Below are 25,392 nucleotides of genomic sequence, written 5' to 3'. Positions count from 1 at the left end.
TCGACCACGGTTGCCGCGACCGCGATCACTCAGGCTGCCAGGCCCGAGACCTCGCCGGACGCCGGTGCGGCGGCCGGGCGCAGCGGCAGTCCGAGGGTGACTCGCATTGCGGTAGTTGCCATTTCCACCATGCCGCGCCAGTGTGCCGGGGACAGCGCGACCGACCAGACGGTCTTGGTTGTGGGTTCGGTAAGAGTCTTCCCGGCCAGCCGATCGGCCAGCCAGTCCAGGCTCATCGGGGTCGCCAGCGGCAGTAGTGAGAAATGCTCGCTGAGGCGATCGCGGACGTACCAGACCGCCGCGCCGCCCGCCCGGTACCGCTCGACCTGACCGTCGATGCCCGCGGCGTCGATGACCTGGTCGTGCACCGGCTGCACCACCAGCACCGGGCACGCGGGCGTGCGATTGCCCAGGCGCAGCTCGTCGAACATGTCCTCGAGATCCGGCAGGATCTCCGCCAGCGGACGCCGCAGACAGTCGTCCATGCGGCGGCCCACCAGCAGCGGCAGCACCGCGATCGGGCCCAGGGAACGGGCGCGGTCCAGCAGGCGACGGCCCTCGGGGGTGAAGTCGCGGCGCACCACCTCGGCCAGCGCCGGGTAGACCTGCTGCAGCGCGGCGATCACGATCGCCGGAAAGCCCGCGAACAGGCCGCCGTTCAGGTTCAGGAAGACGTGGCGGGGATCGCCGACCGGCGCGCCCAGCACCGCCCCGACGATATTCAGCTCGGGCGCGTACTCGGGAGCCATCTCCACCAGCCACGAACTGGCCATGCCGCCACCGGAATAGCCCCACACGGCCACCCGGGTGTCCGCACGCAGACCCAGCGGCGCGAAACGCAGTGCGGCGCGGACACCGTCGAGACCGCGGTAGCCGGGCTCGCGCGCCACGCCGAAATTCCCCTGCGGCCCTTCATGATCGGCGATGCTGACCGCCCACCCGCGGCGCAGCGCGTTCGCGACCAGCAGCCATTCGAGCTGGGTGATGGAACCGGGGGACAGGGCGCCGCGCTGCAGCGCGTAGGACGGGGCGCAGCGGTCGGTCACGGCGTCCATGGCGGTCTGGAACGCCAGCAGCGGGCGCTCCGCATCCGGTTCGGCGCCCTCGGGCAGCAGCACGGTGGTGACCGCGACCTCGGGCCGGCCGTGCAGATCCTGGCTGCGGTACAGCAGCTGCCAGGCCGTCACGTGTTGCGGCACCAGGCCGAACAGCGCGATGTCGACCGGGCGGCTGCGCAGAATCGTGCCCGCCGCGTGGCGGGCGAACCCGCGCGGCGGATGGAAGAAGGGGTCCCGGCCCGGCGGCAGCGGGCGGCTGCTCGGCTGCCCGGCCGCTGCCGGTCGTAGTGTCCCTTGCGGGCCCGGTGTCCCGGATGATTCGATGACGTCCGCATTGACGGTCATCGCCACCTCCCCTCGTCGCGCCCGGCCGTGGACCGAGAGGGATCGCCGCAGCCGTGCATCGGCCCTGATGCCGACCGAATCGCCAGAGTAGGGCAATCCCAGGTGTCTGTGAAGAGCGGTTGCGTCGAATTGTGCGGGCGCACAGAAGGACCCGGACCGGTCTGCTTCCTCACCGCCTGACCTGCGTGTTTGTGATCCGAAATGCCCACGCGCCCAGGGGCTTCCGGCTAGGCTGCCCGCGTGCCGGTCGGGCGATCTCCGCGCATCCAGGTGACGGGCCGGGCCCGAGCGGGCAAAACCACCCTGCGACATGCACTGTCGCTGCTCACCGCTGAAGAAACCCGGCCGGTCGACCAGCCCGGGCAACCGGACCCCGCACTCGACGCCGATCTCGTCCTCTATGTTCTCCCCGGCCTGGCCGGCCACGCCGACCGCCGCCTGCTCGCCACCGTCCACCCGGACCGCGCCCTTGTGGTACTCAACAAGGCCGATGCCATCGGCGCCCGCTGGCCCGACGCCGCCGCGGCGGCCGCCGACCTCACCGCCGAACTCGGTCTGCCCGTCTTCCCGGTGGTCGCGTCCCTCGCCGCGCGCACCCGCTCGGGCACCCTCACCGACGCCGACCTCCGGACTCTCCACCGCCATCGCGACCGCCCCGACCCGCCCCTCACCCTCTCGCACGACCTCTTCACCGCTCCCGACCTTGCCCCCGACCTGGAATCCCGCCGAGCCCTGCTGGACCGCTGGGACCTCTTCGGCGTCTCCTGCGCCCTCACAGCCCTCCGCCGCCACCCCACCCTGCCCCCGCAGCTGCTGCTGCAGATCCTCCACTGCGCCAGCGGAATAGAGCCCCTACACCACGAACTCCACCGCCGCTACGAGGCCGTCGCCGCCGCGCTCGGCGATTGATTCGCCTGGGGCCAAGCCGAATACGCCGCCGGATACGAATCAGCGGTGTTGATCCCCGAACCCCGCCCCGCTGACTCGCCGCCGCTGCACGGGCTCGAACTGCCGCCGTTGCAGCGGCCGGCCCCGGCCGATGCGGACCGGTCCGTCCGGGGCGGTGCACCCGTCGCTGAACCTCCCGCATCGCCGGCCGAGCTGCCCGCGGCGGTGGAAGCCGTTGTCATGCGCTGGAATCCGCACGGTCTGGCCCTGCTGCGGGCGATTGTCCCGGAGCCGCGGGCCGGAGTCACCGCGATCGCGCTCCTCAGCGGCGACGAGTCGCACGCGGCGGCATTGCGAGTCGAGTTGGCTCGGTTCCAGCCGCGTATCGACCTCATCGTCGTCACAGCGGCCGGAGCCGACACCGAGGACGCCGATCCGGCGTCCGCGACCGGCGCGGGACCCGGGGCGCGCCCGTGTCCGGTGGCGCTCGTCGTGCTCGACGCCGGGGCGCTGATCGGGGGCGAAATGCTGGCGCGGGTGCGGGCGCTGCGGGCGGACGGGACGCGGATCGTGTTCGCGCTGGATGGGATTCACGCGCATCGGCAGTGGCGGGAGGTGCGGAAGCTGGGTGTCGAGCTGCTGGCGAAGGCCGGTGGCGAGAGCGGGGCGGAGATCGTGCCGGTGTCGGCGCGGATGGCGGCGGTGGCGCGGGCGGCGGGGGATCCGGCGCTGCTGGACCGGTCAGGGGTGGGGCTGTTGCACGCGCGGCTGGTGGCGGCGGCCGGGGCGGGAGCGGTGGGGGATCAGGTGGCGATCGTGCGGGAGCGGGTGGTGGCCGAGACGCGGCGGCGGATCCGGGCGCAGCTCGGGAAGCTGCGGGACGGCGGGGATGTGGCGGGACTGCGAGAGGAGCGGGCGCGGCTGCTGGCGGTGAGTGACGGCGGGCGGGGCTCGGCCATGACGATCGTGCGGAATCGGCTGCAGTTGGCGCGAGTGGATCTGTTGCACGAGGTCGGAGCCAGAATCCGGGCGCTGCACGGGGAGCTGCGGGCCGAAATCGAACGCCTGCCGCGCAGCGCAGACGCCGAATTTCCGCGGCATGTGAGCGATTCTGTGGAAAAACTCACACAGGAGATGGATCGCTCGATTCGCTCCCGGATCGGCGAATTGTGCCGTCAGGTCGAAGAATCCGTCGCGGAGGAATGGCATATATCTTTTCCGGCACCCGCGGAACGGGTGTCGAGGGCGGTTCCCACGCCGGGCCCGCGGCTACGAGGTGCGGAGGACCACCTGGTGATCGCGCTCGGCGCCTCGGCCGGCTTCGGACTGGGCCGGCTGGTGGTGGCGCCGCTGGCCCTGCTGCAGGCCTTCGACTTCGCGATCGTGCCGGTCAGTCTGCTCCTCGGTGCCGCCGCCGCGGGCTGGGTGGTGCGCGCCCGCCGGCACCTCGCCGATCACGCTCACCTGCGGCAATGGGTGGCGGACACGCTGGTCGACGCCCGGGCGCAGCTGGAACAGCGGGTCGCCACCGCCCTGGTCGACGCCGAGGAACGGCTCACCGACGAGGTGCTCGGCAGTGCCACCGCGCGGATGGTGGAAACCGATCTGCGGGTCGGTGAATTGGAGGCGCAATTGCGGCAGGCGGCGCAGCGGCGCCCCGCTTTACTGCTGGCATGCGACCGTGACCTGGCCGCACTCGAATTCGCTCAGCGGCTGGTCGGAGGTTTCGACCCGGTACCGAGTGGACAACCCGATTCCGTACACCCCGATATATGGCGTTAACCTCTATGGCAGGAACCAGGGCATCCGTTGCGTTCTTGTACGCGCGTCCAGCCGGTACGGGCAAGCGTCGAGACCAGCGGGAGCCCTGCCGCAATTGGTGGCACTCGGTGTCGCGAGCCGTGGTCCTCGGCTCGATGACACCGGGGCTGCCCATCTCAGGAGAGTTTTCATGACCTCAGCGACCATTCCTGGTCTTCACGATGGCACCGCGCCCACCGAGCACAAGGAACTGCTTGCCTGGGTACAGGAGGTCGCAGAACTCACCCAGCCCGACCGCGTGGTCTGGTCGGACGGTTCCGACGAGGAGTGGGATGTCCTCACCACCAAGCTGGTCGAGGCGGGCACCTTCAAGAAGCTGAACGAGAGCAAGAAGCCCAACTCGTTCCTCGCCCTCTCCGACCCCTCCGACGTCGCCCGCGTCGAATCCCGCACCTACATCTGCTCGAAGACCGAGGCCGACGCCGGTCCGACCAACAACTGGGTCGACCCGACCGAGATGCGCGCCACCATGACCGAGCTGTACCGCGGCTCCATGAAGGGCCGCACCATGTACGTGGTGCCCTTCTGCATGGGCCCGCTGGGCGCCGAGGACCCGAAGCTGGGCGTCGAGATCACCGACTCCGAGTACGTCGTGGTGTCGATGCGCGTGATGACCCGCGCCGGCAAGGCCGCCCTGGAGAAGCTCGGCACCGACCGGCCGTTCGTGAAGGCGCTGCACTCACTGGGCGCGCCGCTGGCCGAGGGCCAGGCCGACGTGCCGTGGCCGTGCAACGACACCAAGTACATCACCCACTTCCCCGAGGACCGCGAAATCTGGTCCTACGGTTCGGGTTACGGCGGCAACGCGCTGCTGGGCAAGAAGTGCTACTCGCTGCGCATCGCCTCGGCCATGGCGCACGACGAGGGCTGGCTGGCCGAGCACATGCTCATCCTCAAGCTGATCTCGCCGGAGAACAAGGCGTACTACGTGGCCGCCGCGTTCCCGTCGGCCTGCGGTAAGACCAACCTCGCCATGATCCAGCCGACCATTCCGGGCTGGCGCGCCGAGACCCTCGGCGACGACATCGCGTGGATGCGCTTCGGCAAGGACGGGCAACTCTATGCCGTCAACCCGGAGTTCGGCTTCTTCGGCGTCGCGCCCGGCACCAACCACTCCTCCAACCCCAACGCGATGGCCACCATCGACGCGGGCAACACCGTCTACACCAACGTCGCGCTGACCGACGACGGCGACGTGTGGTGGGAGGGCCTGGAGGGTCAGCCCGATCACCTGATCGACTGGAAGGGCAACGACTGGTACGAGCGCGAGTCGGAAACCCTGGCCGCGCACCCGAACTCGCGCTACTGCACCCCGATGTCGCAGTGCCCGACCCTGGCCCCCGAGTGGGACGACCCGCAGGGCGTGCCGATCTCGGCCATCCTCTTCGGCGGCCGCCGCAAGACCACCGTCCCGCTGGTGACCGAGTCCTTCGACTGGCAGCACGGCGTGTTCATGGGCGCCACCCTGTCCTCGGAGCAGACCGCCGCCGCCGAGGGCAAGGTCGGCACCGTGCGCCGCGACCCGATGGCCATGATCCCGTTCATGGGCTACCACGTGGGTGACTACATCGGCCACTGGATCAACCTCGGCAAGAACGCCGACGCCCAGAAGCTGCCGAAGATCTTCTACGTCAACTGGTTCCGCCGCGGCGAGGACGGCCGCTTCCTGTGGCCCGGCTTCGGCGAGAACTCCCGCGTGCTGGAGTGGATCGTCAACCGCATCGAGGGCACCGCGGAGGCCGAAGCCACCCCGATCGGCAATGTCCCGGCCGCCACCAACCTCGACCTCGAGGGCCTGGACGTGAACACCGCCGACGTCGACGAGGCGCTCGCGGTCAACGTCGAGGAGTGGAAGCGGGAGATCCCGCTGATCGAGGAGTGGTTCGAGTTCATCGGCGACAAGCTGCCCTCCGGCATCCGCGACGAGTTCGAGGCCCTGAAGCAGCGTCTCGCCTGAAGACATGACGAAAACGGCTCGCCCGCACTGTGAGTGCGGGCGAGCCGTTTTGTCTCTGCGGGTGGGTCAGGAACCCATGGGCATCAGCAGGGACTTCTGCTCGCAGTAGGCGTCGAGGCCCTCGGGGCCGTTCTCGCGGCCGATGCCGGAGGTCTTGTAGCCGCCGAAGGGGGCGCAGGGGTCGAAGGCGTACCAGTTGATGGCGTAGGTGCCGGTGCGGACCTTGGCCGCGATGGCGGCGCCGTGTTCGATGTCGGTGGTCCAGACCGAGCCGGCGAGGCCGTAGTCGCTGTCGTTGGCGATGGCGACGGCCTCCTCCTCGGTGTCGTAGGGGAGGACCGAGAGGACCGGGCCGAAGATCTCCTCGCGGGCGATGGTCATGGCGTTGGTGACGTCGGCGAAGACGGTGGGGCGGACGTACCAGCCGGGGAGGTCGGCGGGGCGGTCGCCGCCCAGGATCAGGCGCGCGCCCTCGTCCTGGCCCTTGGCGATGTAGCCCTCGACGCGCTCGCGCTGCTTCTCCGAGATGAGCGGGCCCAGTTGGGCATTGGGGTCATCGGGCAGGCCGACCGGGAACAGGCCCACGGAAGCGGTGAGGGCGTCGAGGATTTCATCGTAGCGGCCGCGCGGGGCGAGGATGCGGGTCTGGGCCACGCAGGCCTGGCCGCTGTTCATCAGGCCCGCGAAGGCGAGCTTGGGCATGTCGGCAATGTCCATGTCGGGCAACAGGATCGCGGCGGATTTGCCGCCCAGTTCCAGCGAGCAGCGCTTGAGCTGGCTGCCCGCGATGGCGGCGATCTTGCGGCCGACCGCGGTACTGCCGGTGAAGGTGACCTTGTCCACGCCCGGGTGGGAGACCAGGTATTCGGCGGCGTCGGCCTCGGCGGGCAGCACCGACAGCACGCCCTCGGGCAGCCCGGCCTCGGCGAAGATGTCGGCGAGCAGGTTGGCGGCCAGCGGGGTGAGCGGCGCGGGCTTGAGGACGACGCTGCAGCCGGCCAGCAGGGCGGGCGCGAGCTTGTTGACGGCCAGGAAGAGCGGGACATTCCAGGCGATCACGGCGGCGACCACACCGACCGGTTCGCGGGAGACCCGGGTGGTGCCGAACAGACCGGTGCGAGATTCGGTCCAGGGGAAGGACTTTCCGAGTCCGGCGCAGAAGTCGAGGGTGGCGCGGGCGGGGACGTAGTTGAGGGTGCTCGCGGCCAGGGCGGGCGCGCCCATCTCGGCGGAGAGGGCGGCGGTGAGGTCGCCGGCCTTCTGATCGAGCAGGGCGACGACGCGGGTCAGCAGGGCGGCGCGCTCCTCCGGTGGGGTGGCCGGCCAGGGTCCGCTGTCGAAGGCCCGGCGGGCCGCGGCGACCGCGGCGTCGACGTCGGCGCGGGTGACGACGGGCACGCTGCCGACGGTTTCCAGGGTTGCGGGCGAGACGACGGGCAGGGTGTCGGCGCCGGCCGGCGCGGTCCAGCGGCCACCGATGAACAGACTCTGGTACTCCATGAGAACACGTTACAGTTTTGCGTTCGGCGCTGTCCCCCGCATGGGGGCAAATGTCCCGCTGACCGGGATCTTCTTTGAAATGGGACTCCTCGGTTTCTAAGCCGCCCGGTTACCGGTGCGGCGAAACCTGATTCGGATTCGGGGTTGCCAGGCCGTGGCTTATGCTCGGCCCAGTACACCTTTCTCCACCAATCCGGTCGGTTGCTATTTATTAGCTCTTCGAAAGGTAGATCCCCCGCATGTCCGATGTGCGCCTCGACGACTTCCTGCTCGGTGAGCTGTCCGATGTCGACTCACCGGGCGCCAGCACTCCTATGCAGCGGGCTGCGGGTCAGTTGCAGCGGGTGCTGCCGCCGGGGTGGCGCGTCGAGGTGGTGGAGGCGACCTATCCGACGGTCCGGAAAGGGCAACCCGTCCTGCGACTTCAGTTGCCCGAGGACTGATCCGCTCTGGATGTGCAGGGGTGTAAGCCATTCCGCATCCTTGTGGCAAACTGGTAGCAGTCCGCACTATCGAATTCCGACCTGTTGGTTCGCTTTTCACCGAACGCACTATTGCATTCGGCAGCCGCAGCGAGCATGCTTTATAGCTACCGTGGATAGCTCGCTCGATTCATGAACCGTTACCGCACAGGGGAGTCCGAGTCATGGCGGTGCAAGTGGTCGGCAGATCGCTGATGACCAGTGATCTCACGCCGCATCAGGCGAAAAGCGTCGGCGCAGGCGGTTGGGTGGTGTCCTTCCTGCCGGGCCGGACCCTGACCACCGAGCAAGCCGCCGCCGCATTACAGGCGGCCGAAGCGGTTGCCACCGTGAACGCCCTCGCCGGTCAGGTCGGGCTGACCGCCTTGGAGACGGTCGGGTTGGCTACCCAGGAGTCACCGTGGGGCGAACCCGAACCCTGCACCGGCCTACGCCGGATCTGGCGGCGCGGATTCTCCATAGGCTGACCGCGGCCGCTTGGTCGCCACCACGACCAGGTTGCTGACCAGCAGCTCCCGCAGTACCGGGACGTGCACCATCCACCAGGCCCAGCGCGGGTGATAGCGCGGGAACACCGCGAGAATCCCGATGTCGTCCGGAGTTTCGCGCGCCCACCGCACCCCCTCGGCCGCCCGCACCGCGAACAGTGACCGCCCGAAACGGTTCTTCGGCTCCCGCCCGTGCTTGCGCCGATACCGCCGCGCCGCGTACTCCCCGCCCAGGTAATGCCACGGCCCGGTCTCGTGGCCGCCGAACGGCCCGTGCCACACCGTGTACGAAAAGACCATGAGGCCATCGGGTTTGGTGACCCGCAGCATCTCCGCGGCCATCACCCACGGCTGCGGCACGTGCTCGGCCACATTCGAGGAGATGCAGACCTCCACCGCGTCATCGCGGAACGGCAGCGCCATTCCCGACCCGCGCACCGAGCCCGCGACCCGCAGACCGGCCGCGTGCATCTCCGACGGATCCGGCTCCACCGGCAGGTAGCGGGCTCCCGCCCGGCCGAACTCTTCCGCGAAATAGCCCGGACCGCCGCCCACATCCAGCACGATCGTCCCGCGCAGCGACTTCCCGGTCAGATCCCGGTAGAAGTCCGACACCAGATCGGCGGTATCGGCCGCCACCCCGCCGTAGAACACGGCCGGATCGGTCTGCTCGAACCGGAAGCTGCTCAGCAGCCGTAGCGACCGGCGCAGCGTCGCCCGGCGGGCGAATCGCGGGCGGCGCGGTCTGGTCTGATCGGCTCGAAGCACGGCGGCAAGTTTCGCACAGCCGCGCACCGGCCCGGACACCCGCTCGCAACCTCGCACCCCGGCATCGATTCGCGGCACGTGCAGGTCGGATGACCGCTGCTGGCCCGGAACGGGCGGGCGGGCTATATGGTGGAGCCCATTGTCTGCCTGTCCCCGACCCACCCTGACCCCCTGGAGATTCGCCCGTGCGTGAAGTGCTGCTGCTGTGCTGGCGCGACACCGGGCATCCACAAGGTGGCGGGAGTGAGCGGTATCTGGAGCAGGTAGGGGCACAGCTGGCCGCGCGCGGTGTCAAGGTCACGCTGCGGACCGCGGGCTATCCGGGTGCGGCAAGGCGGGAGTCGATCGACGGCATCGAGATCAGCCGGGGCGGTGGGCGGTTCACGGTGTATCCGCGGGCGCTGGCGGCCATCGCGCTGGGCCGGTTCGGGATCGGCCCGCTCAAGGGGTTGCGGCCCGACGCGGTCATCGACACCCAGAACGGCATCCCCTTCTTCGCCCGGGCCGCGACGGCCGCGCCGACCGTGGTGCTCGTGCATCACGGGCACCGCGAGCAGTGGCCGGTGGCGGGGCGGCTGGTCGGGCGGATCGGCTGGTGGATCGAATCGCGGCTGTCGCCGCGTGTGCACCGCGGCAATCAGTACCTGACGGTTTCGCTGCCGTCGGCCGAGGAGCTGGCCGCGCTCGGGGTGGCCGGGACGCGGATCGCGGTGGTGCGCAATGGCGCCGAACCGATCCCCGCGCAGGTGCCGGCCGGCGACGACGCCACCCGCACCGCGCACCCCAGCATCGTGGTGCTCTCGCGGCTGGTGCCGCACAAGCAGATCGAGGACGCCATGGCCGTGGTGGCCGGGCTGCGCGGGCGGATCCCGGGCCTGCACCTCGACGTGGTCGGCGACGGCTGGTGGGCCCCCAATCTGCGCGCCCACGCGCACGAGCTCGGGATCGCCGACGCGGTCACCTTCCACGGCCACGTCGACGAGGACGAGAAGCACCGGCTGCTGGGCCGCGCCTGGGTGCATGTGCTGCCCTCGCGCAAAGAGGGCTGGGGGCTGGCGGTCATCGAGGCAGCCCAGCACGGGGTGCCCACGGTGGGGTACCGCAGTTCGCGCGGGCTCACCGACTCCATCGTGGACGGCGTGACCGGGCTGCTGGTCGACGATCCGGCCCAGCTCGTCGAGGCCGTGGGCGAACTGCTCGGCGATCCGGAGTCCCGGATGGTGCTGGGGGAGAAGGCGCGGGCGCGGGCGCGGGAATTCTCCTGGGAGCAGACCGGGAACGGCGTCTACGAGGTGCTGTCCGCGGTCACGCGCGGCGAGCGGGTGAGCGGTCTGATCGCGCCCGCGCGAGTGTGATTCGCGGGCATCGCAATTCGGCAAAGCCGCGACGCGTTTGTCCTACGGTTCATAGCATCGAGGCATGTGGATCATTCTCGTCATTGCGTTAGTCAGCATTGTCGTGATCGGGGTGGGATTCGCGCTCGGCTTCCCGTGGGACTGACCGGCGCGTAGCGGAATCGATTGCGGCGGTGAGGAATCCGCCGGCCAGCAGCGCAGCCCACAGCAGATGCGCGGCGCCCGAGAGGCGGCGGTTCGCGGCCGAGGCGTCGTGGGCGGCGATATCGCCGGGTACCCGGTACAGCTGCACATCCCGGTCGGTGTAGACCGGATTCAACTGCGCCAGAGTGGTTTTCGATTCACCCATCGGTCCGGGCGTACCGCCCTCGACCAGCACCCAGCCGACTCCCAGCTCGGCCAGCCGGTTCGCGGATCCGCCCTGCAACAACAGGTCCTCCACCTTCCGGGCCCGCTCGCCCTCGCCGGACACCACGCCGCCGCGCACAGGAAGTTCACCGGTTTGCAGCACATCTCGCTTCAGCATGCGCGGAGCCGGATCCAGGACCGGCGCACTCCCCGAATACCGGTACTTCCGGAACATCCCGCCCGGCAGCACCGCGACATCACCCGGCGCGTCGACCACGTCGGCCACCCGCTGCCATCCGGCCGGATAATGCACCGGGCGCAGCGCGCCCCCGACTCCCCACGCCAGATCCGGCAACGTGAGGAACAGGATCGCGAGGAAAAGCACTGCGGCCCCGCCGGTTCGCGCCCGCGGCGACGCGGCGCTCACACCATCCACGACCATGGTGGAAATCCAGCGCCCCACCACCCGGCATCCGGCGGCTGCGCACAGGGCATACGCAGGAACGGCCAGCGCCACGAACTTCTGGGTATCCCGCAGCAGCCCGGCCCCCGGCACCTTGGTCACCAGAAACTCACCTGCCGACAATCCCCACCCGGTCGCCCCCAGCGCGGGCAGCACGATCGCCGCCACCGCCAGCCAGGCCAGCCGCCGCCGCGCAACCCGCGCCTCGTCGTGCATCGGATCCCGGGGAGTTTCACCATCCGGCACGCTGCTCGGTTCGGCCGTGTCGTTCGGACGGACACCGGTGTGATCCGGGTCGTGAGCCGCTGCGCCCGGACGAGATTCGACATCCGAATCGGGCACGGCACCCGGTTCGGCCGTGTCGTCCGCCCGCACGTCGGTCCGATCCAGGTTGTGGGCCGCTGCGCCTGAACGAGATTCGGAGTTCGTGCCGGCGCCGAGGACCGCACGTACGCCGGTTGCCACGAGAGCGAGCAGGAGCACAGTTGCGGCCAGGGCGAAGAAGGTTGTGCGCGACCCGGGTACGGCGGTGCTGTTCCAGATGCCGCCCAGACCTGCGAGGCTGCCGAGGGTGCCGAGCCACGGTTCCGCGCGGGCGGCGAAGGCGGCGATGCCCGCGGGATCCGAGGGTTCCGCGCCCGCACCCGACAGCGCCGTCGCTGTCAGCCACGGGGCCGCCGACAGGATCCACAGTGCCGCCGTGACAGGCAGATTCTGCTTGCCGACCAGCAGTAGTGCCACCAGCCCCGCGAGCAGCGATCCGGTCGGCGTGAGCCCCGCCGCGGCGAGACACCCCGCCAGCGCGGCCCACATACCGAGCGCGCCCGAACGGCCGGCGGTTGCGGAGCGCGCCCGTAAGCGAGTGGCGAGCAGGGCGATCCAGGGCAGCGCCGCATAGCCGGTGAGGAGGCTCCAATGGCCCTGTAAAAGGCGCTCGGCCACATAGGGATTCCAGATGGCGACGGTTGCCGCCACCAGCTGCGGGCCCAGCGATACGCGGAGCAGGTCGCGGGCCAGGCAGGCCGCACCCCAGCCGGCCAGCCACAGCGCGGTCAGCAGTATCGCTTTGACGAGGAGGCCGCCGTCCACCACCGTCGATCCGACGGCGATCAGCGCGTCCTGTGGCACGGCGCGCGGAGCGGCATCGCCGAGCCCCAGTGCGGAATCGGTGAGAAACGACCGCGGTGTACTGACCGCGTCCCGCAGCAGCAGGTATCCGGACCCGAGCAGTGGCCCCAGCACGATCAGCGCGAGCGCCAGGCTGTACCCAGCGGGTACCAACCTGACCCAACCCCGCTTCCGACCCTGCGAACTCACACCGGCACCCTACGTTCCGTTCGGCCCGAGTTCGGGGACCCGCGTTGGGTTCTCGGTCTGGTCGCGCGCGCCCCGCAGGGCCAGCCCGGTGATCACCAGCGTCGTGAGGGCGGCCGTCGCCGTGGCGATGACGATCAGCGACAGCACCGAGTGCGCGCAGGTCAGCATGACCGCGATCCCCACGCCGAGCCCGACCCAGGTGATAGCGGCCGGTGCCGTCCGGTCGGCGGCGATCGCCGACAGCAGAGCGGCCTGCAGGACCGCCAGCAGCGCGCCCTCGAGCGCGAACAGCCACAGCAGTCCCTCGATCGGTGCGTAATCGCGCCCCGCGAACAGCGGCGCCAGTGGTGCGGCCACCGCCGCCCCGAGGACCGTGACGGCCCCGATCGCCACCAGCACCGCCAGCGCCGACCGCACGGCGCGCACGGAGTGCTGCGGCTGCGCCATCTTCGGATACAGCACCACGCCGACCGCCTGCGGCAGCCAGAACGCGATCTTCGCGGCAATGGCCCCCAGGGCGTAGCGCCCGGCGTCGTTCTCGTCCAGGATGATTCGCGACACCAGCAGATCCGCCGCCGACAAAGCGGTCAAGGCCGCTTGCACCTGCACGGCCCGGAACACCGCCGCCACGCCGAGCCCCAGGGCCGCCGTCCGGCGCGGTGCGGTGGATCCGGAATCTGCTCCCGGGAACGGGGCTACGGCCGGAACTTCCTCGGTGACAGCGGGACTCGGCCAAGCCGGCGAGCCGGAGGTGTTGCCGTCGCTGTTGTTCGGCAGCATCGCGTCGGCCTCGTGGCCGTGGTCGGTCAGCGCCCGATCCGCGATCCGGCGGGCCACGATCGCCGCCAGGGTGGCACCACCCGCGCCGGCCCACAGCGCGGGCGCCGAACCGAAACCGCAGGCCAGCACGATCAGGGCGGGCGTCACCCGGACGATCGCCGCTCCGCCCAGGACGGTGGCCAGCTCCCGGAACCGGCTGCGCCCCTGCAGGATTCCCTGCTCGCCCGCGAGCAGCACCAAGGCCGGCGCGGAACACAGCGCACCCGCCGACGCCGCCACGCCGACCTTCAGCACCGCGCCGACCACCGGAACCAGCACCAGCGCCACCACCGCGACCAGGCCGGCGCAGCGCGCGGTCAATTCTCGCGCGGCGCTCACCGGTGCACCCCGCACCACCTCCCGCGCGACCACGTTCTGCAACGCGAGCGCGGGCACCGCGCACAGCATCTGCACCGCCAGCAGGCTCGCGAACGAGCTGTATCCCGACACCCCCAGCCATCGGCTGGCGAGCAGCTGCAGCAGGTATCCCGCCACATTCGCGGTCATCGCCCCCGCCGTCACCAAGGTCAGGTCCTTGACCACGGGCAGACGGCGTACGACGGGCACGTCCGCAATGCTCCCATCCGTCTCGACCACCCCGGCCGCGCACCCCTGCGCCTCGCTCCCGCCCCTGTGCCGTCGGCACCGACCAGCGCGGGACTGTCAGCAGCGCCTCGGGCGGAAATGGAAGCGGCCCAGCACCTGCACAGGTGCTGGGCCGCGGTGAACCGGGAGCCGCTAGGGCTTCTTGTTCATATCGATCTGCTGGGTCGGGGCATCGAAGTTGCCGGGACCGCCGGACGGGGCCGGGGCGACGCGGCGGACCGGGGTGCGCCCGTTGCCGCCGTTCTTGCCGAGGAAGCCGAGCAGCAGGCCGACGATCAGGAACACCAGGGCGAGGACGCCGAGGATGATCGGCAGGACGCGGCCGTACAGCGACAGCTTGTCGATATTGTCCTTGGCCACCGAGATCTGCGACTCGATGGTGTTCTCGTCGAACACCAGGGTCGACTTCAGGGCGGTCACCTCGGGCTTGTCACCGCTGCGGGCGTAGAACAGGTGGATCTGCTCCTGGCCCTTGATGACGGTGCCGGTCCGCGGCTCGACCCACAGGTCGCGGGTGTTGGTGTAGAAGCGCGCCATGGTGACGTCGCCGTCGCCCTCCACGCCCCACTTCTCGGCGGGCAGGGTCAGCTTGTTGGTCGGCGAGTTGGCGACGGTGGAGAGATCGGTGACCGGCACGGCCATCTGGAAGTGGTAGACCTTCAGATTGTTGATCTCGGTCTCTTCGACGTAGTTGATGTCGTAGGTCTTACGCACGTTCAGATCGAAGTACGGGTAGGTCTTCTTGTCCGTGCCGATCGGGAAGCGGTACTGGAGGCCGGTGTGCTGCACCGGGTCCATCACGCTCTCGCCCTTCTTGTCGACCGTCACGCCGATCGCACCGTTGGGGCCGCCGTCCACCGACTCCACCGGCTGACCGGTCTTGCGGTCCACGGTGACGCGGTCGATGGACGCGGTCAGCAGGCCGGTGTCGCCCTGCTTGTCGGTGCGGCGCAGGGTCTGACCGGCCTGGATGGTCATTTCCGAAGCGTCCGACGGGTCTTCGACGGTGAGGAAGCGCTGCGAGACGAGCGGGACGTTCTGGTCCACCTTCGCCGAGCCTGTTCCCGAGGTCAGCGACTTGGAGTCCAGCACCTCACTGGGGGCGCCGTTCTGCGGATTGGTCGCGACGGTCGTGATCTCCAGGTCCAGCGGGGTCTTCGCCAGCCGACTGACCGTATAGGTGGGGACCATGATCGCGGCGACGAGCAGCATCGCACCGAGCCCCACGAGTACGCAGGCCACCGTCCTTCTGGTACCGGCACTGAGTGCCATGCAGGTTCTCCTCGTCGTCGAACACGTGTTTCCTCCAGTACTGCGGTCGCCGCGCAGCACTCGTGAGCCCAGACACTAACAGTCCGAGCGGTCCCAGAGTGCGGCCGAGGCAGGAAAACTCCCCGAAAATAGCCGCCCGGTGCAGTCGTGCGGAGGCGGCCGGGCGCTCGGGCGAACGGCGACAGGGCAGACTGGGCCGCGATGACGACCACCCTGAATCCCGAGACGAACCCGATCCCGGCCGAGCCGCCCGCGGCCCGTCTGGGTCGCTTCGTTCCGGCACTCGAGGGCATGCGCGCGCTGGCGGCGCTGGGTGTCGTGCTCACCCACGTGGCCTTCCAGACCGGCGCCACCGGGCAGCCGGTGCTGGGCCGGGTGTGGGAGCGATTCGACATGGCGGTCGCGGTGTTCTTCGCGCTGTCGGGATTCCTGCTGTGGCGCCCGCACGCCGCCGCGGCCCGGGGACAGGGCCGAGCGCCGAGCGCCGGACGGTATCTACTGCATCGCGCGGCCCGCATCCTGCCCGCCTACTGGGTGGTCGTGGGCGTGGTGCTGATCCTGCTGCCCAGCGCGGCGCACACCGCGGGGTTGCGGGTATGGCTGTCGAATCTCGGTCTGCTGCAGGTGTTCGTGCCCTTCACCCTGACCGACGGTCTCACCCAGATGTGGAGCCTCTCGGTGGAAGTCGCCTTCTACCTTGTGCTTCCGCTGCTGGCGTTCGCCCTGGTCTGGTTGCGCGGGCAACGGGCGCGGCTACGGGTGCCGATGGTGCTGGGTCTGGGATTGCTGTGCCTGGGCTGGAACTTCCTGCCGGTGCCCACACCCGAGGGCATTCACGCCGACAACTGGCTGCCGGGCTATCTGCCGTGGTTCGCGGCGGGCATGCTGCTGGCCGAACTCGCCGACCTGCCCGCCCCGCGCTGGCGGCGGGTGGCCGGGAACCAGTGGCTGATGTGGCCGCTCGCGTTCGTGGCCATGCTGCTGGCGGCCACCGATCTGGCGGGTCCGGCGGGTCTCGTGCACGGGCGGCCGTGGCAGTACGTCATGAAGATGGCGCTCGGCGCGGTCATCGGGTTCGGCCTGCTGGCCCCGCTGGTGCTGCGGCCCGATCGGCGGCACCGGGTGCTGGAGGGCCGGGTCGCCGCGACGCTCGGACGCTGGTCGTACGGCATCTTCATCTGGCATCTGGCCGTGCTGTCGATCATCTTCCCGGTGTTCGGCATCGTGCCGTTCCACGGGCATTTCGTGGTGGTCTACCTGCTGACCGTGGCCTTCACGCTGCCGCTGGCGGCCGCCAGCTACGCCCTCGTCGAGGAACCCGTCCGGCAGTGGACGCGTCGCCGCTTCGGTTGAGCGGCAGCACGATTCAGCCGCGGGGCGGCACTCTGATTCAGCCGCGTGGCGGCAGCGCCGCGATCCCCACCGCGATCACCGCGACCAGCGCCGGGAACTGCACCCACAGCGAACCGCCGGCATAGCCCTCCATCGAACGCCAGGGCCCGGTCGAGAGCGCGGCCGCGGAGATGGCGGTACCGCCGGCCGCGATCGCCACCAGCGCCCGCGGCAGCACGTGCGGCCGGAGCCGGTCGGCCATCAGGCCGAACAGGGTGAGCACGAGGGCGACGGGTCCGGCGATGAGACCGGCTCCCGCGGCCAGTCCCAGCCCGGCGACGGTGCGACTGTGCCAGGTGCGCGGCGGGGTCCCATCGTCGCGGACGGGTGAGCGCGCACCCCGGAATGCCAGCACGATCAGCGGAATCAGCAACAGCAGGCCGCCGAAGATGGCCAGGCGGTACCAGCGATCGGTGGGGAAGGCGACGGTGATCGGGCCCTTGGTTCCGGCTGGCACCAGCCACGCCTGCTGCCAGCCGTTAATCACCACGGGGTGCAGCGTCGCGCCGTCCGCGGACTTGGCCTGCCATCCGACATTCGTGCTCAGCGGCAGCACCAGCACCTGCGTGCCGGCACTGCCGTTCGGATCGGCCACCGGGGCGAGCGGCGGGGTGCGGTCCAGGCGCAGTTCGTCGACGGTGAACAGTTCGGTCGGCGCGACCGCGACATCCACACGGCCGGACGGGAAGTCGAATCCGCTGTCGCTCGTCGCATCGTTCGCGTTGTTCGCATCGGCCGTGCACACGGTGGCGGGCAGCGGTGCGCCGGAACGCAATTCGGCGGCGGTGCCGGTCACCGTGGTGTGCAGGGTGTGGCCTGCGGCGGCGATGGTGGGCCCGTGCGCGCAGTCGATGGTGAGGAGCCGGTCGGGATCGGCGGGGGCGGGGTAGTCGGGGCCCAGCACGTTCACCTCGGCCAGGCCGGGCGGCTGCTCCTGCGCGAAACCCAGTGCGGTGCGGTCGAGTACGCCGTCCCAGGTCTGGATGCTGACCTCGATGCGATCGGTGACGTAGGGGTGCAGGTCCACCCGGCTGATCGCGCCGGAGTCGGGATTCACGGTGCGCACCTGCGGGCCGTCGCCGAGATTCACCGAGACGGAGGTGGGGTGCGCGGGCAGATCGCCGCGCGACGGCGTCACCTCCAGGCCGGTCACCAGGGTCGGGGCCGGAAGTTCGATGGTGAGTGTGGGTTTGGGCCCTGCCGGATTGCGGACGGTGGTCTCGGGCGCGGTCCAGCTGGTGCGCGGGTCCCCGTCGGTGGCCGCGAGGGCGGAGCCGCGCGGGTCGCCGACATCGGCGCGGCCGCGGGCGATGGGCCGGTCCTGATCGGTGAGCAGCGCTTCCAGCGCCGGACCGGGCCGGGTGTGCACGATCAGGTCCGGGGACACGGTGACCGGCTGCGGCACCTGCAGGGTGCGTTCGAACAGGCTCGGCTCCTCGGCGGCCAGAGCCAGGCCCTTGCTGCACCGGACGCGGTCGGGGGAGTCGAAACAGGCGCTGCGGCCGGGGAATTCCTGTCCCAGGTCCCAGCCGCGCACCTGCGCGCCGGCGGGGGCGGGCGGCAGTACCGTGCGGTGCCGTATGTCCACGGTCACCGGGTTCTCGCGGTCGGCGTAGTCGTCCAGGCTCAGTTCGCTGATCCCGAATTGGCCGCCGGCGCTGCCGTCCTCGGTGTGCACGGCGGTGATCTTGATCCAGTCGGTGCGGCCCGGCGGCAGCGAGATCGCCACCGGCGTACCGGGTTCGGTGATGCGGGCCGCCACCGTGCCCTTGGCGGTCTCCGCCTCCACCCACTTCACCGGGCTGCCGATGGCGGCCGCGCTGGTGGTCAGCCGCAGCACCGCGGAACTGATCGGCTTGTCCAGATCCAGCCGGAGCCATTGCCCGACAGCGTGTTCGGCGCCATTGCTGATCCACGCGGTGGCCGGATCGCCGTCCACCACGGCCGCGGTCGAGCTGCCGGGCGCGGCACCGCCCAGCTGGGTGGCGTCACCGGCGGAACTGGAGGCGGTGATGGTCGCGCCGGACCATTCGCCCGCCACCAGCTGGGCGCCGGGCACCGGATAGTCCGGCACCAGATTGTGGGTGCGGCGGGCGTCGCCCGGGGCCCGCAGCGCCGAGTTGTGGTTGTCGACGCGCCCGAAGTCGGTCTCCCGGTCCATCGGTGTGTCGGTGATGGTGACCCCGTCCACCGGCAGTCCGGCGGTGGCGGCGTCGGCGGCCAGCACGGCCGGCCCGGCGGGCGCCGCGGGATTGCGGCGCAGCCGTTCCACCACCTCGGGACCGCCCTGGATCACCGGGACGCTGTCCAGCGGGACGGTGAACGCCCCCGGGAACGACGTCGGCGCGCCGACGCCGCTGCGCACCTGGGCGGGGGTGCCGGGCACGGTCGACCCGACGCGATAGATCTCGATCGCCGGGTATTCCGGGCGCAGATCGCCGTCCGCGACCAGGCCCTCCACCCTGGCGGTCCCGATCGGATTCCCGAACTGGGCGACCTTCGTCAATCCGGGCGAGCCGTCGAGCGCGCGGTGGGCCAGCATCGGCCGGGTGGAGCGCGAGGTCTCCGGGTCGAGGTCGTTGCGCAGCACCAGGATTCCGATGCCCTGCCCGGCCAGCGTCGCCGCCAGCCCCGCCGACGGCCGTCCGTCGGCAATGAGCCGCTGCACCGAATCCATGGCGCGGATCGCGCCGGGCGGGTTGAGCGGCACCGAATCCCGCACCGCCCACGGGCTGCTCGCCAGCGCCTGCAGGGGCTCGTCGCGGGTCAGACCCCACACCTGGCTGCCGAACGGCGCGCCCGGCACCACCAGCGCCCGGGTGTCGGAGGCGTTGTGCGCCAGCCAATCCGCAGTCTGCTGCCAGTACGCCGGGACCCGGTCGTAGCTGCCACGCGGGGCGAGCTTGCCGGTCCAGGCCAGCGAGGTCGACAGCGTCAGCGCCGTCAGGATGAGCGCGGCGACCGCCACCATGCGATCGCGCTCGGGATGCGCGAAGGCCCTGCGCCACACCGGCATCGGCACCGATGCGGGCAGCGGCACCCGGCTCAGCAGATGCGCGAGTCCCAGCACCAGCGGCAGCCGGATGAGCGGTTCCAGCTTGTGCACATTGCGCAGCGGCGCGCCGCCGGAGTCCAGGAAGACCCGGACCTGTTCCGCGAACGGCCCGCCCAGCTCACCCGCGTAACCCGCGCAGATGCCGACCAGTCCGACGATCAGGATCAGGGCGAGCCGACCGCGATTCGGCATGGACCGCATGGCCAGACCGGCCATGCCCGCCGCGGCCAGCAGGCCGGTGGCCAGCACCGCCGCGGGCTGGGTCACCAGCACTGCGCCCGCGATGCGCTCCGGGGAGACGAACGGGGTCCAGCTGTCGGTGCCGCGCAGCACCTCGCCCAGTGAGGCCCACTGCGTCGTCACGCCGGAGGATTCGATGTAGTCCAGGAACGGCGGACTCACCTTGCCCAGCAACAGCAGTGGCACCACCCACCAGAAGGTGCCCAGCACCAGCAGCGGAATCCAGGCGCGGGTGAAGCGCCACCACACTCGATTCGGCCGGTAGGACAACCACCACAGCGCCGCGGGCAGGAACGCCGCGGCCGTGGCCACCGCGTTCACCGAACCCATCAGCGCGAGCGCGAGGGCGCTGCCCGCGGGAGTCGCCATGCCACGCCGCGCGGGGCGCTGCATCGCCACGCCCAGGGCGGCGGGAGCCAGCAGCACCCAGGGCGCGAGCATCATCGGCAGCGTCTCCGAGGAGATCGAGCCGAGTGTCGTGAGCACGCGCGGCGAGAACGCGAACGCGACCGCCGCGATCAACCGCGAGCCCCGGCTGCCGATGCCGAGGGTCTCGCAGAGCCGGATGATGCCCCAGAATCCAGCGAGCAGCAGCAGCGCCCACCAGATGCGCTGGGTCACCCAGCCGGGCAGGCCGAGCAGATGCCCGAGCGAGAAGAACGCGCCGTGCGGGAAGAAGTAGCCGTAGGCCTGGTTCTGCACCTGCCCCATCGGGGCCTGGCTGCTCCACAGATGGGAGGCGCGGGCGAGAAAGCCCAGCGGATTCTGCGCCAGATCGTATTTCGTATCGGCGACGGTCTGCCCGGGCACCTGCAGGAAGGTCAGCAGGAAGGCGGCGATGACACTGCCGAGCAGCCAGCGGCGGCCCAGCGGGGCCGTGCCGCCAGAGTCCTGAAGTGTCGTCGGAGACCGGTCCTCGCCCGGACCGGTCACATCGGACTGTGAGTCTTCGGGTTGGCCTGGTTCGGAGGTCGTCCGGTCAGCGTGAGCCGTACTCAACGTTGTTCAATAGCGACGAGCCCGCCTCGCCGCTGCGGTCGATCTCGGGCCGCTTGTCCTGCGAAGCCGCCATTGTGATGACCAGGACCGCCGCCAGCCCGACCAGGGCTCCGCCGACAGCACTCGCTGCACCAGGAACGGCAAACTTCATCGCGGTACTCCCAACATCGGACGCACGTAACGGGAGCCAACCTAGCAGGTTTCGGGCCCGCTCCCCCGCCACCCCGAGACTTTGGCGCGCGGCTGAGAGCCGTTGGCGTTGGGCACGCGTGCCGCCGGTTGGGAGCCGAACCGATTTTGGACGTCCCCGGGGAGTTGCCCCGACCGTCGCGAAATCAGTTGTCGACCTGGCATACGGATACGTCGCGTTGCTCGGTGCGCAGCGCTATTCGGGGATGGTGCAGTGCAGGCCGCCGAGGAAGGTACGGAGTTTGGCGGTGGTCTCATGGAGTTCGGTGTGCGGGTCGGAGGCGGCCACGATGCCGCCGCCGCCGAAGGCGCGCAGGGAGAGCGCGTCGGCGGCGAGTTCCGCACAGCGGATGGCGACGAACCAGTCGCCGTCGCCGGCCGCGTCGCACCAGCCGACCGCGCCGCCGTAGAAGCCGCGGTCGCCCTCGAGGTCGGCGATGGCGTCCAGGGCCAGGGCGGTCGGGGTGCCGCAGACCGCGGGGGTGGGGTGCAGCAGGATCGCGAGGTCCAGGGCGGTGGTGGCCGGATCGCGCAGCACGCCGCGAATGGGGGTGGCCAGGTGCCAGACCTCGGGCGTGGACAGCAGTTCGGGCCCGTCGGGGATGGTCAGCTCGGCGCACACGGGGGTCAGCAGTTCGCGGATCCAGTCGATGACGAAGGCGTGCTCGTCGCGATTCTTGGTGCTGGCCAGCAAATCCCGGGCTTGGGCCGCGTCCGCCTCCGGATCGGCGAGCCGGGGCAGGGTGCCGGCCAGCGGGTGCAGGGTGACCGCGCGGCCGTGCCGGGAGATCAGCACCTCGGGCGTCGCGCCCAGCAGCGTGTCGCCGGGGCGTCCCGCCGCCGACAGATCGACGGCGTAGACGGCGGCCCGCGGATGCCGGGTCACCAGGTGCGCGGCGATCACCTCGGGCTCCAGCGGGGTCTGTGCCTCGGCCAGCAGCGACCGGGCCGCCACCACCTTGCGCAGCGGCTGCTCCGGATCGCCCAGCTGCTCCACGAGTCTCGTGACACGCGCGACATGCTCTGCGGCACTGGGTATTTCGGAGACGATCCGGACCTCGGGCAGGTCCGGCAGGGCGGCCGGGCGCCACGGTCCGGCGGTGTGCGCGGCCTGCTCGGGCGTCACCAGGGCGGCGGGACGGCGTGGATCGAACGGCAGCGCGCCCACGATCAGCTCGGCTGTCCCGGACCGCAGCGCCGCGCTCGCGGCGGCCGCCGAATCGAAGGCGGCGCGGGTGCCAGAGGTGCGTACGACACCGTCCGGCGTCGCGAGCAGAAATCCGTCCATGATGGTTCGACCATAGCCCCGGGGCCGGACGGCCCGGACCGGGGAGCGACGCATCTCTCACCGGGCCGCCGGGCAGGTACGGGTATTCCGGTGCGGCCCAGCATCTTTCCCGCAATGCCCCGCTCCGGCCGGAGGCGCGTGGACCCCGGCCGTCCGGGGTTTCCCGGCGTCAGGCCTGTTTTTCGGCGGGTTCGCGGCCCGGCGGCACCATGAGCACCGGGCGATGGCAGTGCTTGAGCACGGCGTCGGCGACGCTCGAATGCATGAGGGCCCGGATGCCGGTGGCTCCGCGGGTGCCCGCCACGATGATGTCCACGTTCAGCTCGTCGGCGGTCTCGACGATGGCATTCCAGATGGTGGTGGTGCACTCGGCGGTGCGCGCCTCGGCGTTCAGGCCCGCCAGCTTGGCCAGCCGCACGCCTTCGGCATTGATATTCCGGGCGTCCACCAGCGCGATGTCCTCTATTTCGTCGTCGGTCACCCACTCCGGCTGCATCACCCCGGACAGTCCCGACAACCGCGCGGCCTGGCGCACCATCGGCTCCCACGCCGTCAGCACCACGGCTCTGTCGGCGGCCAGGAACCGTCCCGCGTATTCGACGGCCCGCCGGGCATTCTCGGAGCCGTCGTAGGCAATCAGCATCAAATCGCAGGGCATGACGAACCTCCTGGTAGGAACGCCTGGCTGTACCCCGAGGCTACCCCGGAAACAGACCGTTCAGTGGACTTGGCAATCTTCGTCGCGTCGCAAGTTCTCCACAGTTCGCTCACGATTCACCCAAACCGGTGGTGCGATGCGGGGGACGGGTTTTCACTGAAAACGTCGGCTTTCGCCGACGATCGACATCGCCGTCGTTGGAGCAGGGCCCGAACGAGGGGTGGATTGTGCGGTTGGACGAGCTGACGACCCCGCAGGAGTGGGCGCGTGTGTACCGCTCGCTGTTCGGTCTCCCCCACGTGCATGTGACCACACCGGGCTTCGTGGTCCTACCGCTGGTCGACACCATCGCTGCGCTGAACACCCCGGAACCGTTGGGGGCCTTGATCCTTGACGAACTGGTCTGTCGCGGTCTGGCCGGCCCGGTGCTGGTGCGCGACAAGCCGCCGCGCCGCACCTTCCTGGCGGTCTTCGACGGCTACCCGTCCGACGAATGCCTCGAGCTGCTCGAGCGCAACAGCGTCGACATCGGCCCGCATCGCAGTAATGTCATCCTGCCCACCGGATTCGGCCGTCACACCCATGAGGGCCGCTGGTGGGCGCGCGTGCCACAGCGCGAGGAATCCCTGCCCCTGCTCTCCGAGGTGGTCGCGGCCACCCAGGCGGTGTTGTGACCATAGAGTCGGCCTTCTTCGGCCACCATGAGGCCGATCCGCGCGCCCTGCTGTACTACGAGTGGTGTCAGCGCGCCGAATCCGGTTACGCGGTAGACGATTTCGCGGAGGAAGTACGCGATCTCACGCACACCGAACGGGCGATTCCCGGGGCCTGCTGGCGGCTGCTGGATCGGGTCGAGCGGGCGCCGCGACTGCCGGACTGGCCCTACACCGAATGGGTGGACGCGCCGTGGCACGCGAATGAGGCTGACATCGAAGGGGATTCGATTCCAGCGTTGGGCGAGCCGGAGCTGCTGGACCGCATCCACGGCGGCTGGCTCGGCCGCTGTATCGGCTGCACGCTGGGCAAACCCCTGGAGAACGGCTTCGTCTGGACACCCGCACGTATCCGCGGGTATCTGGAGGCGAGCGGGGCCTATCCGCTGCGCGACTACGTCCCCGTCGCCGACCCGCTGCCGCCCGAGGCCGATGGCCGAAGATCCTGGTACACAGCCACTCTCGGCCGTATCGACGGCTGTCCCCGCGACGACGACGTCGACTACCCGATTCTCGGTCTGCATCTGCTGGAGCAGCACGGGAGGTCGTTCACCCCCGATGACGTCGCGGCCCTCTGGCTCGAGCGCCTGCCGTTCCTGCAGACCTACACCGCCGAACGCGTCGCCTACCGCAACCTCATCGACGGTTTCGCCCCGCCCGACACCGCCACCTACCGCAACCCCTACCGCGAGTGGATCGGCGCGCTCATCCGCGCCGACATCCACGGCTTCACCCACCCCGGACAACCCCGCCGCGCGGCCGCCGCGGCGGCTCGCGACGCCTCGATCTCCCACGTGGGCAATGGTTTATGGGCCGCCATGTGGTCGGGTGCGCTGATTGCCGCCGCCTTCACCGCCCCCGACCCTGCCGCAGCGCTGGCCGTCGCGCACTCGGTCATTCCCGCCCGCTCCCGCCTCGCACTGGCCCTGGCCGAGGTCACCGACGACCACCGCGGCGGCATGTCCTGGGACCGGGCCGTGACCGCCATCCACACCCGCCACGCCCACTACAACTGGGTCCACGCCATCGGCAACGCCTGTCTCATCGCCGCCGGATTGCTCTGGGGCGAAGGCGATTTCACCCGCACCGTCGCCCTCACCGTCCAGGCCGGCTGGGATACCGACTCCAACGGCGCGACCGCCGGCTCGGTGGCGGGCATCCTCACCGGAGCCGCCGCCATCCCCGCCCACTGGACCGCGCCGTTCCACGACACCGTCCACAGCTCGGTCACCGGCTACGGCAGAACCCGCATCTCCGACCTGGCCCGCCGCACGCTGAATCTGGTGCGCTGACACCGAATCGGGTCGTGGCGGTGGTTCCCGAAGGCGGCGAGGGCGGTGGGCCGCGCGCGGCGCCCGCCGGGGCCCCCCC

19 protein-coding genes are annotated in these 25,392 nt (G+C 70.5%); 9 read left to right on the top strand and 10 right to left on the bottom strand.

The window, feature by feature from the left end:
* Nucleotides 1-29: 29 nt before the first annotated feature.
* Nucleotides 30-1,403: a lipase family protein gene (locus ACFXIV_RS29890; RefSeq protein WP_379402915.1), complete on the bottom strand. Its 1,374-nt coding sequence runs from the start codon at nucleotides 1,401-1,403 to the stop codon at nucleotides 30-32.
* Between the two features lie 240 nt (nucleotides 1,404-1,643).
* Here ACFXIV_RS29890 and ACFXIV_RS29885 point away from each other — a divergent pair, with 240 nt between their 5' ends.
* The 3 genes from ACFXIV_RS29885 to ACFXIV_RS29875 all read left to right on the top strand — a co-directional run bounded on the left by ACFXIV_RS29885 (nucleotide 1,644) and on the right by ACFXIV_RS29875 (nucleotide 6,069).
* The gene (locus tag ACFXIV_RS29885; protein WP_379402914.1) at nucleotides 1,644-2,312 is read left to right on the top strand and encodes a hypothetical protein; all 669 of its coding nucleotides are present in this window, start codon (nucleotides 1,644-1,646) and stop codon (nucleotides 2,310-2,312) included.
* A gap of 45 nt (nucleotides 2,313-2,357) precedes the next feature.
* Nucleotides 2,358-4,073: a hypothetical protein gene (locus tag ACFXIV_RS29880; RefSeq protein WP_379402913.1), complete on the top strand. Its 1,716-nt coding sequence runs from the start codon at nucleotides 2,358-2,360 to the stop codon at nucleotides 4,071-4,073.
* A 169-nt stretch (nucleotides 4,074-4,242) separates the two neighbouring features.
* Nucleotides 4,243-6,069 carry a phosphoenolpyruvate carboxykinase (GTP) gene (locus ACFXIV_RS29875; RefSeq protein ID WP_379402912.1) on the top strand — a complete coding sequence of 609 codons (1,827 nt, stop codon included), beginning with the start codon at nucleotides 4,243-4,245 and terminating at the stop codon, nucleotides 6,067-6,069.
* A gap of 66 nt (nucleotides 6,070-6,135) precedes the next feature.
* Here ACFXIV_RS29875 and ACFXIV_RS29870 read toward each other — a convergent pair whose 3' ends face one another.
* Nucleotides 6,136-7,569 (bottom strand): aldehyde dehydrogenase, encoded by a 1,434-nt coding sequence (locus tag ACFXIV_RS29870; protein WP_379402911.1) that lies wholly within the window; start codon nucleotides 7,567-7,569, stop codon nucleotides 6,136-6,138.
* Between the two features lie 239 nt (nucleotides 7,570-7,808).
* Here ACFXIV_RS29870 and ACFXIV_RS29865 point away from each other — a divergent pair, with 239 nt between their 5' ends.
* Both ACFXIV_RS29865 and ACFXIV_RS29860 read left to right on the top strand, forming a co-directional pair.
* The gene (locus ACFXIV_RS29865; protein ID WP_379402910.1) at nucleotides 7,809-8,012 is read left to right on the top strand and encodes a hypothetical protein; all 204 of its coding nucleotides are present in this window, start codon (nucleotides 7,809-7,811) and stop codon (nucleotides 8,010-8,012) included.
* 203 nt (nucleotides 8,013-8,215) lie between these two features.
* The gene (locus tag ACFXIV_RS29860; RefSeq protein WP_379402909.1) at nucleotides 8,216-8,518 is read left to right on the top strand and encodes a hypothetical protein; all 303 of its coding nucleotides are present in this window, start codon (nucleotides 8,216-8,218) and stop codon (nucleotides 8,516-8,518) included.
* Here ACFXIV_RS29860 and ACFXIV_RS29855 read toward each other — a convergent pair.
* On the bottom strand, nucleotides 8,480-9,307 hold the full coding sequence (locus ACFXIV_RS29855; RefSeq protein WP_379402908.1) for a class I SAM-dependent methyltransferase: 828 nt from the start codon (nucleotides 9,305-9,307) through the stop codon (nucleotides 8,480-8,482). The two genes, ACFXIV_RS29860 and ACFXIV_RS29855, sit on opposite strands and share 39 nt — an antisense overlap.
* Before the next feature lie 185 nt (nucleotides 9,308-9,492).
* Here ACFXIV_RS29855 and ACFXIV_RS29850 point away from each other — a divergent pair, with 185 nt between their 5' ends.
* The gene (locus tag ACFXIV_RS29850) at nucleotides 9,493-10,662 is read left to right on the top strand and encodes a glycosyltransferase family 4 protein (RefSeq protein WP_379402907.1); all 1,170 of its coding nucleotides are present in this window, start codon (nucleotides 9,493-9,495) and stop codon (nucleotides 10,660-10,662) included.
* A gap of 88 nt (nucleotides 10,663-10,750) precedes the next feature.
* Here ACFXIV_RS29850 and ACFXIV_RS29845 read toward each other — a convergent pair whose 3' ends face one another.
* The 3 genes from ACFXIV_RS29845 to ACFXIV_RS29835 form a co-directional block, all read right to left on the bottom strand.
* Nucleotides 10,751-12,790 carry a hypothetical protein gene (locus ACFXIV_RS29845; protein ID WP_379402906.1) on the bottom strand — a complete coding sequence of 680 codons (2,040 nt, stop codon included), beginning with the start codon at nucleotides 12,788-12,790 and terminating at the stop codon, nucleotides 10,751-10,753.
* Between the two features lie 9 nt (nucleotides 12,791-12,799).
* Entirely contained in the window at nucleotides 12,800-14,176 is a 1,377-nt protein-coding gene (locus ACFXIV_RS29840) for a polysaccharide biosynthesis protein (protein ID WP_379402905.1), read from the bottom strand.
* 171 nt (nucleotides 14,177-14,347) lie between these two features.
* Complete coding sequence (locus ACFXIV_RS29835) at nucleotides 14,348-15,487, bottom strand: DUF3068 domain-containing protein (protein ID WP_379402904.1); 1,140 nt, start codon at nucleotides 15,485-15,487, stop codon at nucleotides 14,348-14,350.
* Between the two features lie 201 nt (nucleotides 15,488-15,688).
* On the opposite strand from ACFXIV_RS29835, the gene ACFXIV_RS29830 reads away from it, so the two are divergent.
* Nucleotides 15,689-16,840: an acyltransferase family protein gene (locus ACFXIV_RS29830; protein WP_379402903.1), complete on the top strand. Its 1,152-nt coding sequence runs from the start codon at nucleotides 15,689-15,691 to the stop codon at nucleotides 16,838-16,840.
* 37 nt (nucleotides 16,841-16,877) lie between these two features.
* Here the strand turns inward: ACFXIV_RS29830 and ACFXIV_RS29825 are convergent, their stop codons facing one another.
* The 4 genes from ACFXIV_RS29825 to ACFXIV_RS29810 all read right to left on the bottom strand — a co-directional run bounded on the left by ACFXIV_RS29825 (nucleotide 16,878) and on the right by ACFXIV_RS29810 (nucleotide 23,308).
* Nucleotides 16,878-21,107, bottom strand: a complete 4,230-nt coding sequence (locus ACFXIV_RS29825) for an alpha-(1->3)-arabinofuranosyltransferase (RefSeq protein ID WP_379402902.1) — start codon at nucleotides 21,105-21,107, stop codon at nucleotides 16,878-16,880.
* Between the two features lie 46 nt (nucleotides 21,108-21,153).
* Nucleotides 21,154-21,324 (bottom strand): DUF2613 domain-containing protein, encoded by a 171-nt coding sequence (locus tag ACFXIV_RS29820; protein WP_354841234.1) that lies wholly within the window; start codon nucleotides 21,322-21,324, stop codon nucleotides 21,154-21,156.
* Nucleotides 21,325-21,558: 234 nt separating this feature from the next.
* Nucleotides 21,559-22,650, bottom strand: coding sequence for an isochorismate synthase MenF (locus tag ACFXIV_RS29815; protein WP_379402901.1), 1,092 nt, complete (start codon nucleotides 22,648-22,650; stop codon nucleotides 21,559-21,561).
* Nucleotides 22,651-22,819: 169 nt separating this feature from the next.
* Complete coding sequence (locus tag ACFXIV_RS29810; RefSeq protein WP_379402900.1) at nucleotides 22,820-23,308, bottom strand: universal stress protein; 489 nt, start codon at nucleotides 23,306-23,308, stop codon at nucleotides 22,820-22,822.
* Nucleotides 23,309-23,541: 233 nt separating this feature from the next.
* Here ACFXIV_RS29810 and ACFXIV_RS29805 point away from each other — a divergent pair, with 233 nt between their 5' ends.
* Entirely contained in the window at nucleotides 23,542-23,982 is a 441-nt protein-coding gene (locus ACFXIV_RS29805; RefSeq protein ID WP_379402899.1) for a hypothetical protein, read from the top strand.
* Nucleotides 23,979-25,313: an ADP-ribosylglycohydrolase family protein gene (locus tag ACFXIV_RS29800; RefSeq protein ID WP_379402898.1), complete on the top strand. Its 1,335-nt coding sequence runs from the start codon at nucleotides 23,979-23,981 to the stop codon at nucleotides 25,311-25,313. The genes ACFXIV_RS29805 and ACFXIV_RS29800 overlap by 4 nt, the downstream gene beginning before the upstream one ends.
* The last annotated feature ends 79 nt before the right edge of the window (nucleotides 25,314-25,392 follow it).

Origin of the sequence: Nocardia sp. NPDC059236 (genome assembly GCF_042754085.1) — a bacterium.
GTDB lineage: Bacteria > Actinomycetota > Actinomycetes > Mycobacteriales > Mycobacteriaceae > Nocardia.
This window is presented reverse-complemented; position numbering and strand designations above follow the sequence as displayed.

Coding starts and splice junctions, on each gene's coding strand:
- ACFXIV_RS29890 (WP_379402915.1), bottom strand. CDS start 1,403: ATGACCGTCAATGCGGACGTCATCGAATCATCCGGGACACCGGGCCCG.
- ACFXIV_RS29875 (WP_379402912.1), top strand. CDS start 4,243: ATGACCTCAGCGACCATTCCTGGTCTTCACGATGGCACCGCGCCCACC.
- ACFXIV_RS29870 (WP_379402911.1), bottom strand. CDS start 7,569: ATGGAGTACCAGAGTCTGTTCATCGGTGGCCGCTGGACCGCGCCGGCC.
- ACFXIV_RS29865 (WP_379402910.1), top strand. CDS start 7,809: ATGTCCGATGTGCGCCTCGACGACTTCCTGCTCGGTGAGCTGTCCGAT.
- ACFXIV_RS29860 (WP_379402909.1), top strand. CDS start 8,216: ATGGCGGTGCAAGTGGTCGGCAGATCGCTGATGACCAGTGATCTCACG.
- ACFXIV_RS29835 (WP_379402904.1), bottom strand. CDS start 15,487: ATGGCACTCAGTGCCGGTACCAGAAGGACGGTGGCCTGCGTACTCGTG.
- ACFXIV_RS29830 (WP_379402903.1), top strand. CDS start 15,689: ATGACGACCACCCTGAATCCCGAGACGAACCCGATCCCGGCCGAGCCG.
- ACFXIV_RS29820 (WP_354841234.1), bottom strand. CDS start 21,324: ATGAAGTTTGCCGTTCCTGGTGCAGCGAGTGCTGTCGGCGGAGCCCTG.
- ACFXIV_RS29815 (WP_379402901.1), bottom strand. CDS start 22,650: ATGGACGGATTTCTGCTCGCGACGCCGGACGGTGTCGTACGCACCTCT.
- ACFXIV_RS29810 (WP_379402900.1), bottom strand. CDS start 23,308: ATGCCCTGCGATTTGATGCTGATTGCCTACGACGGCTCCGAGAATGCC.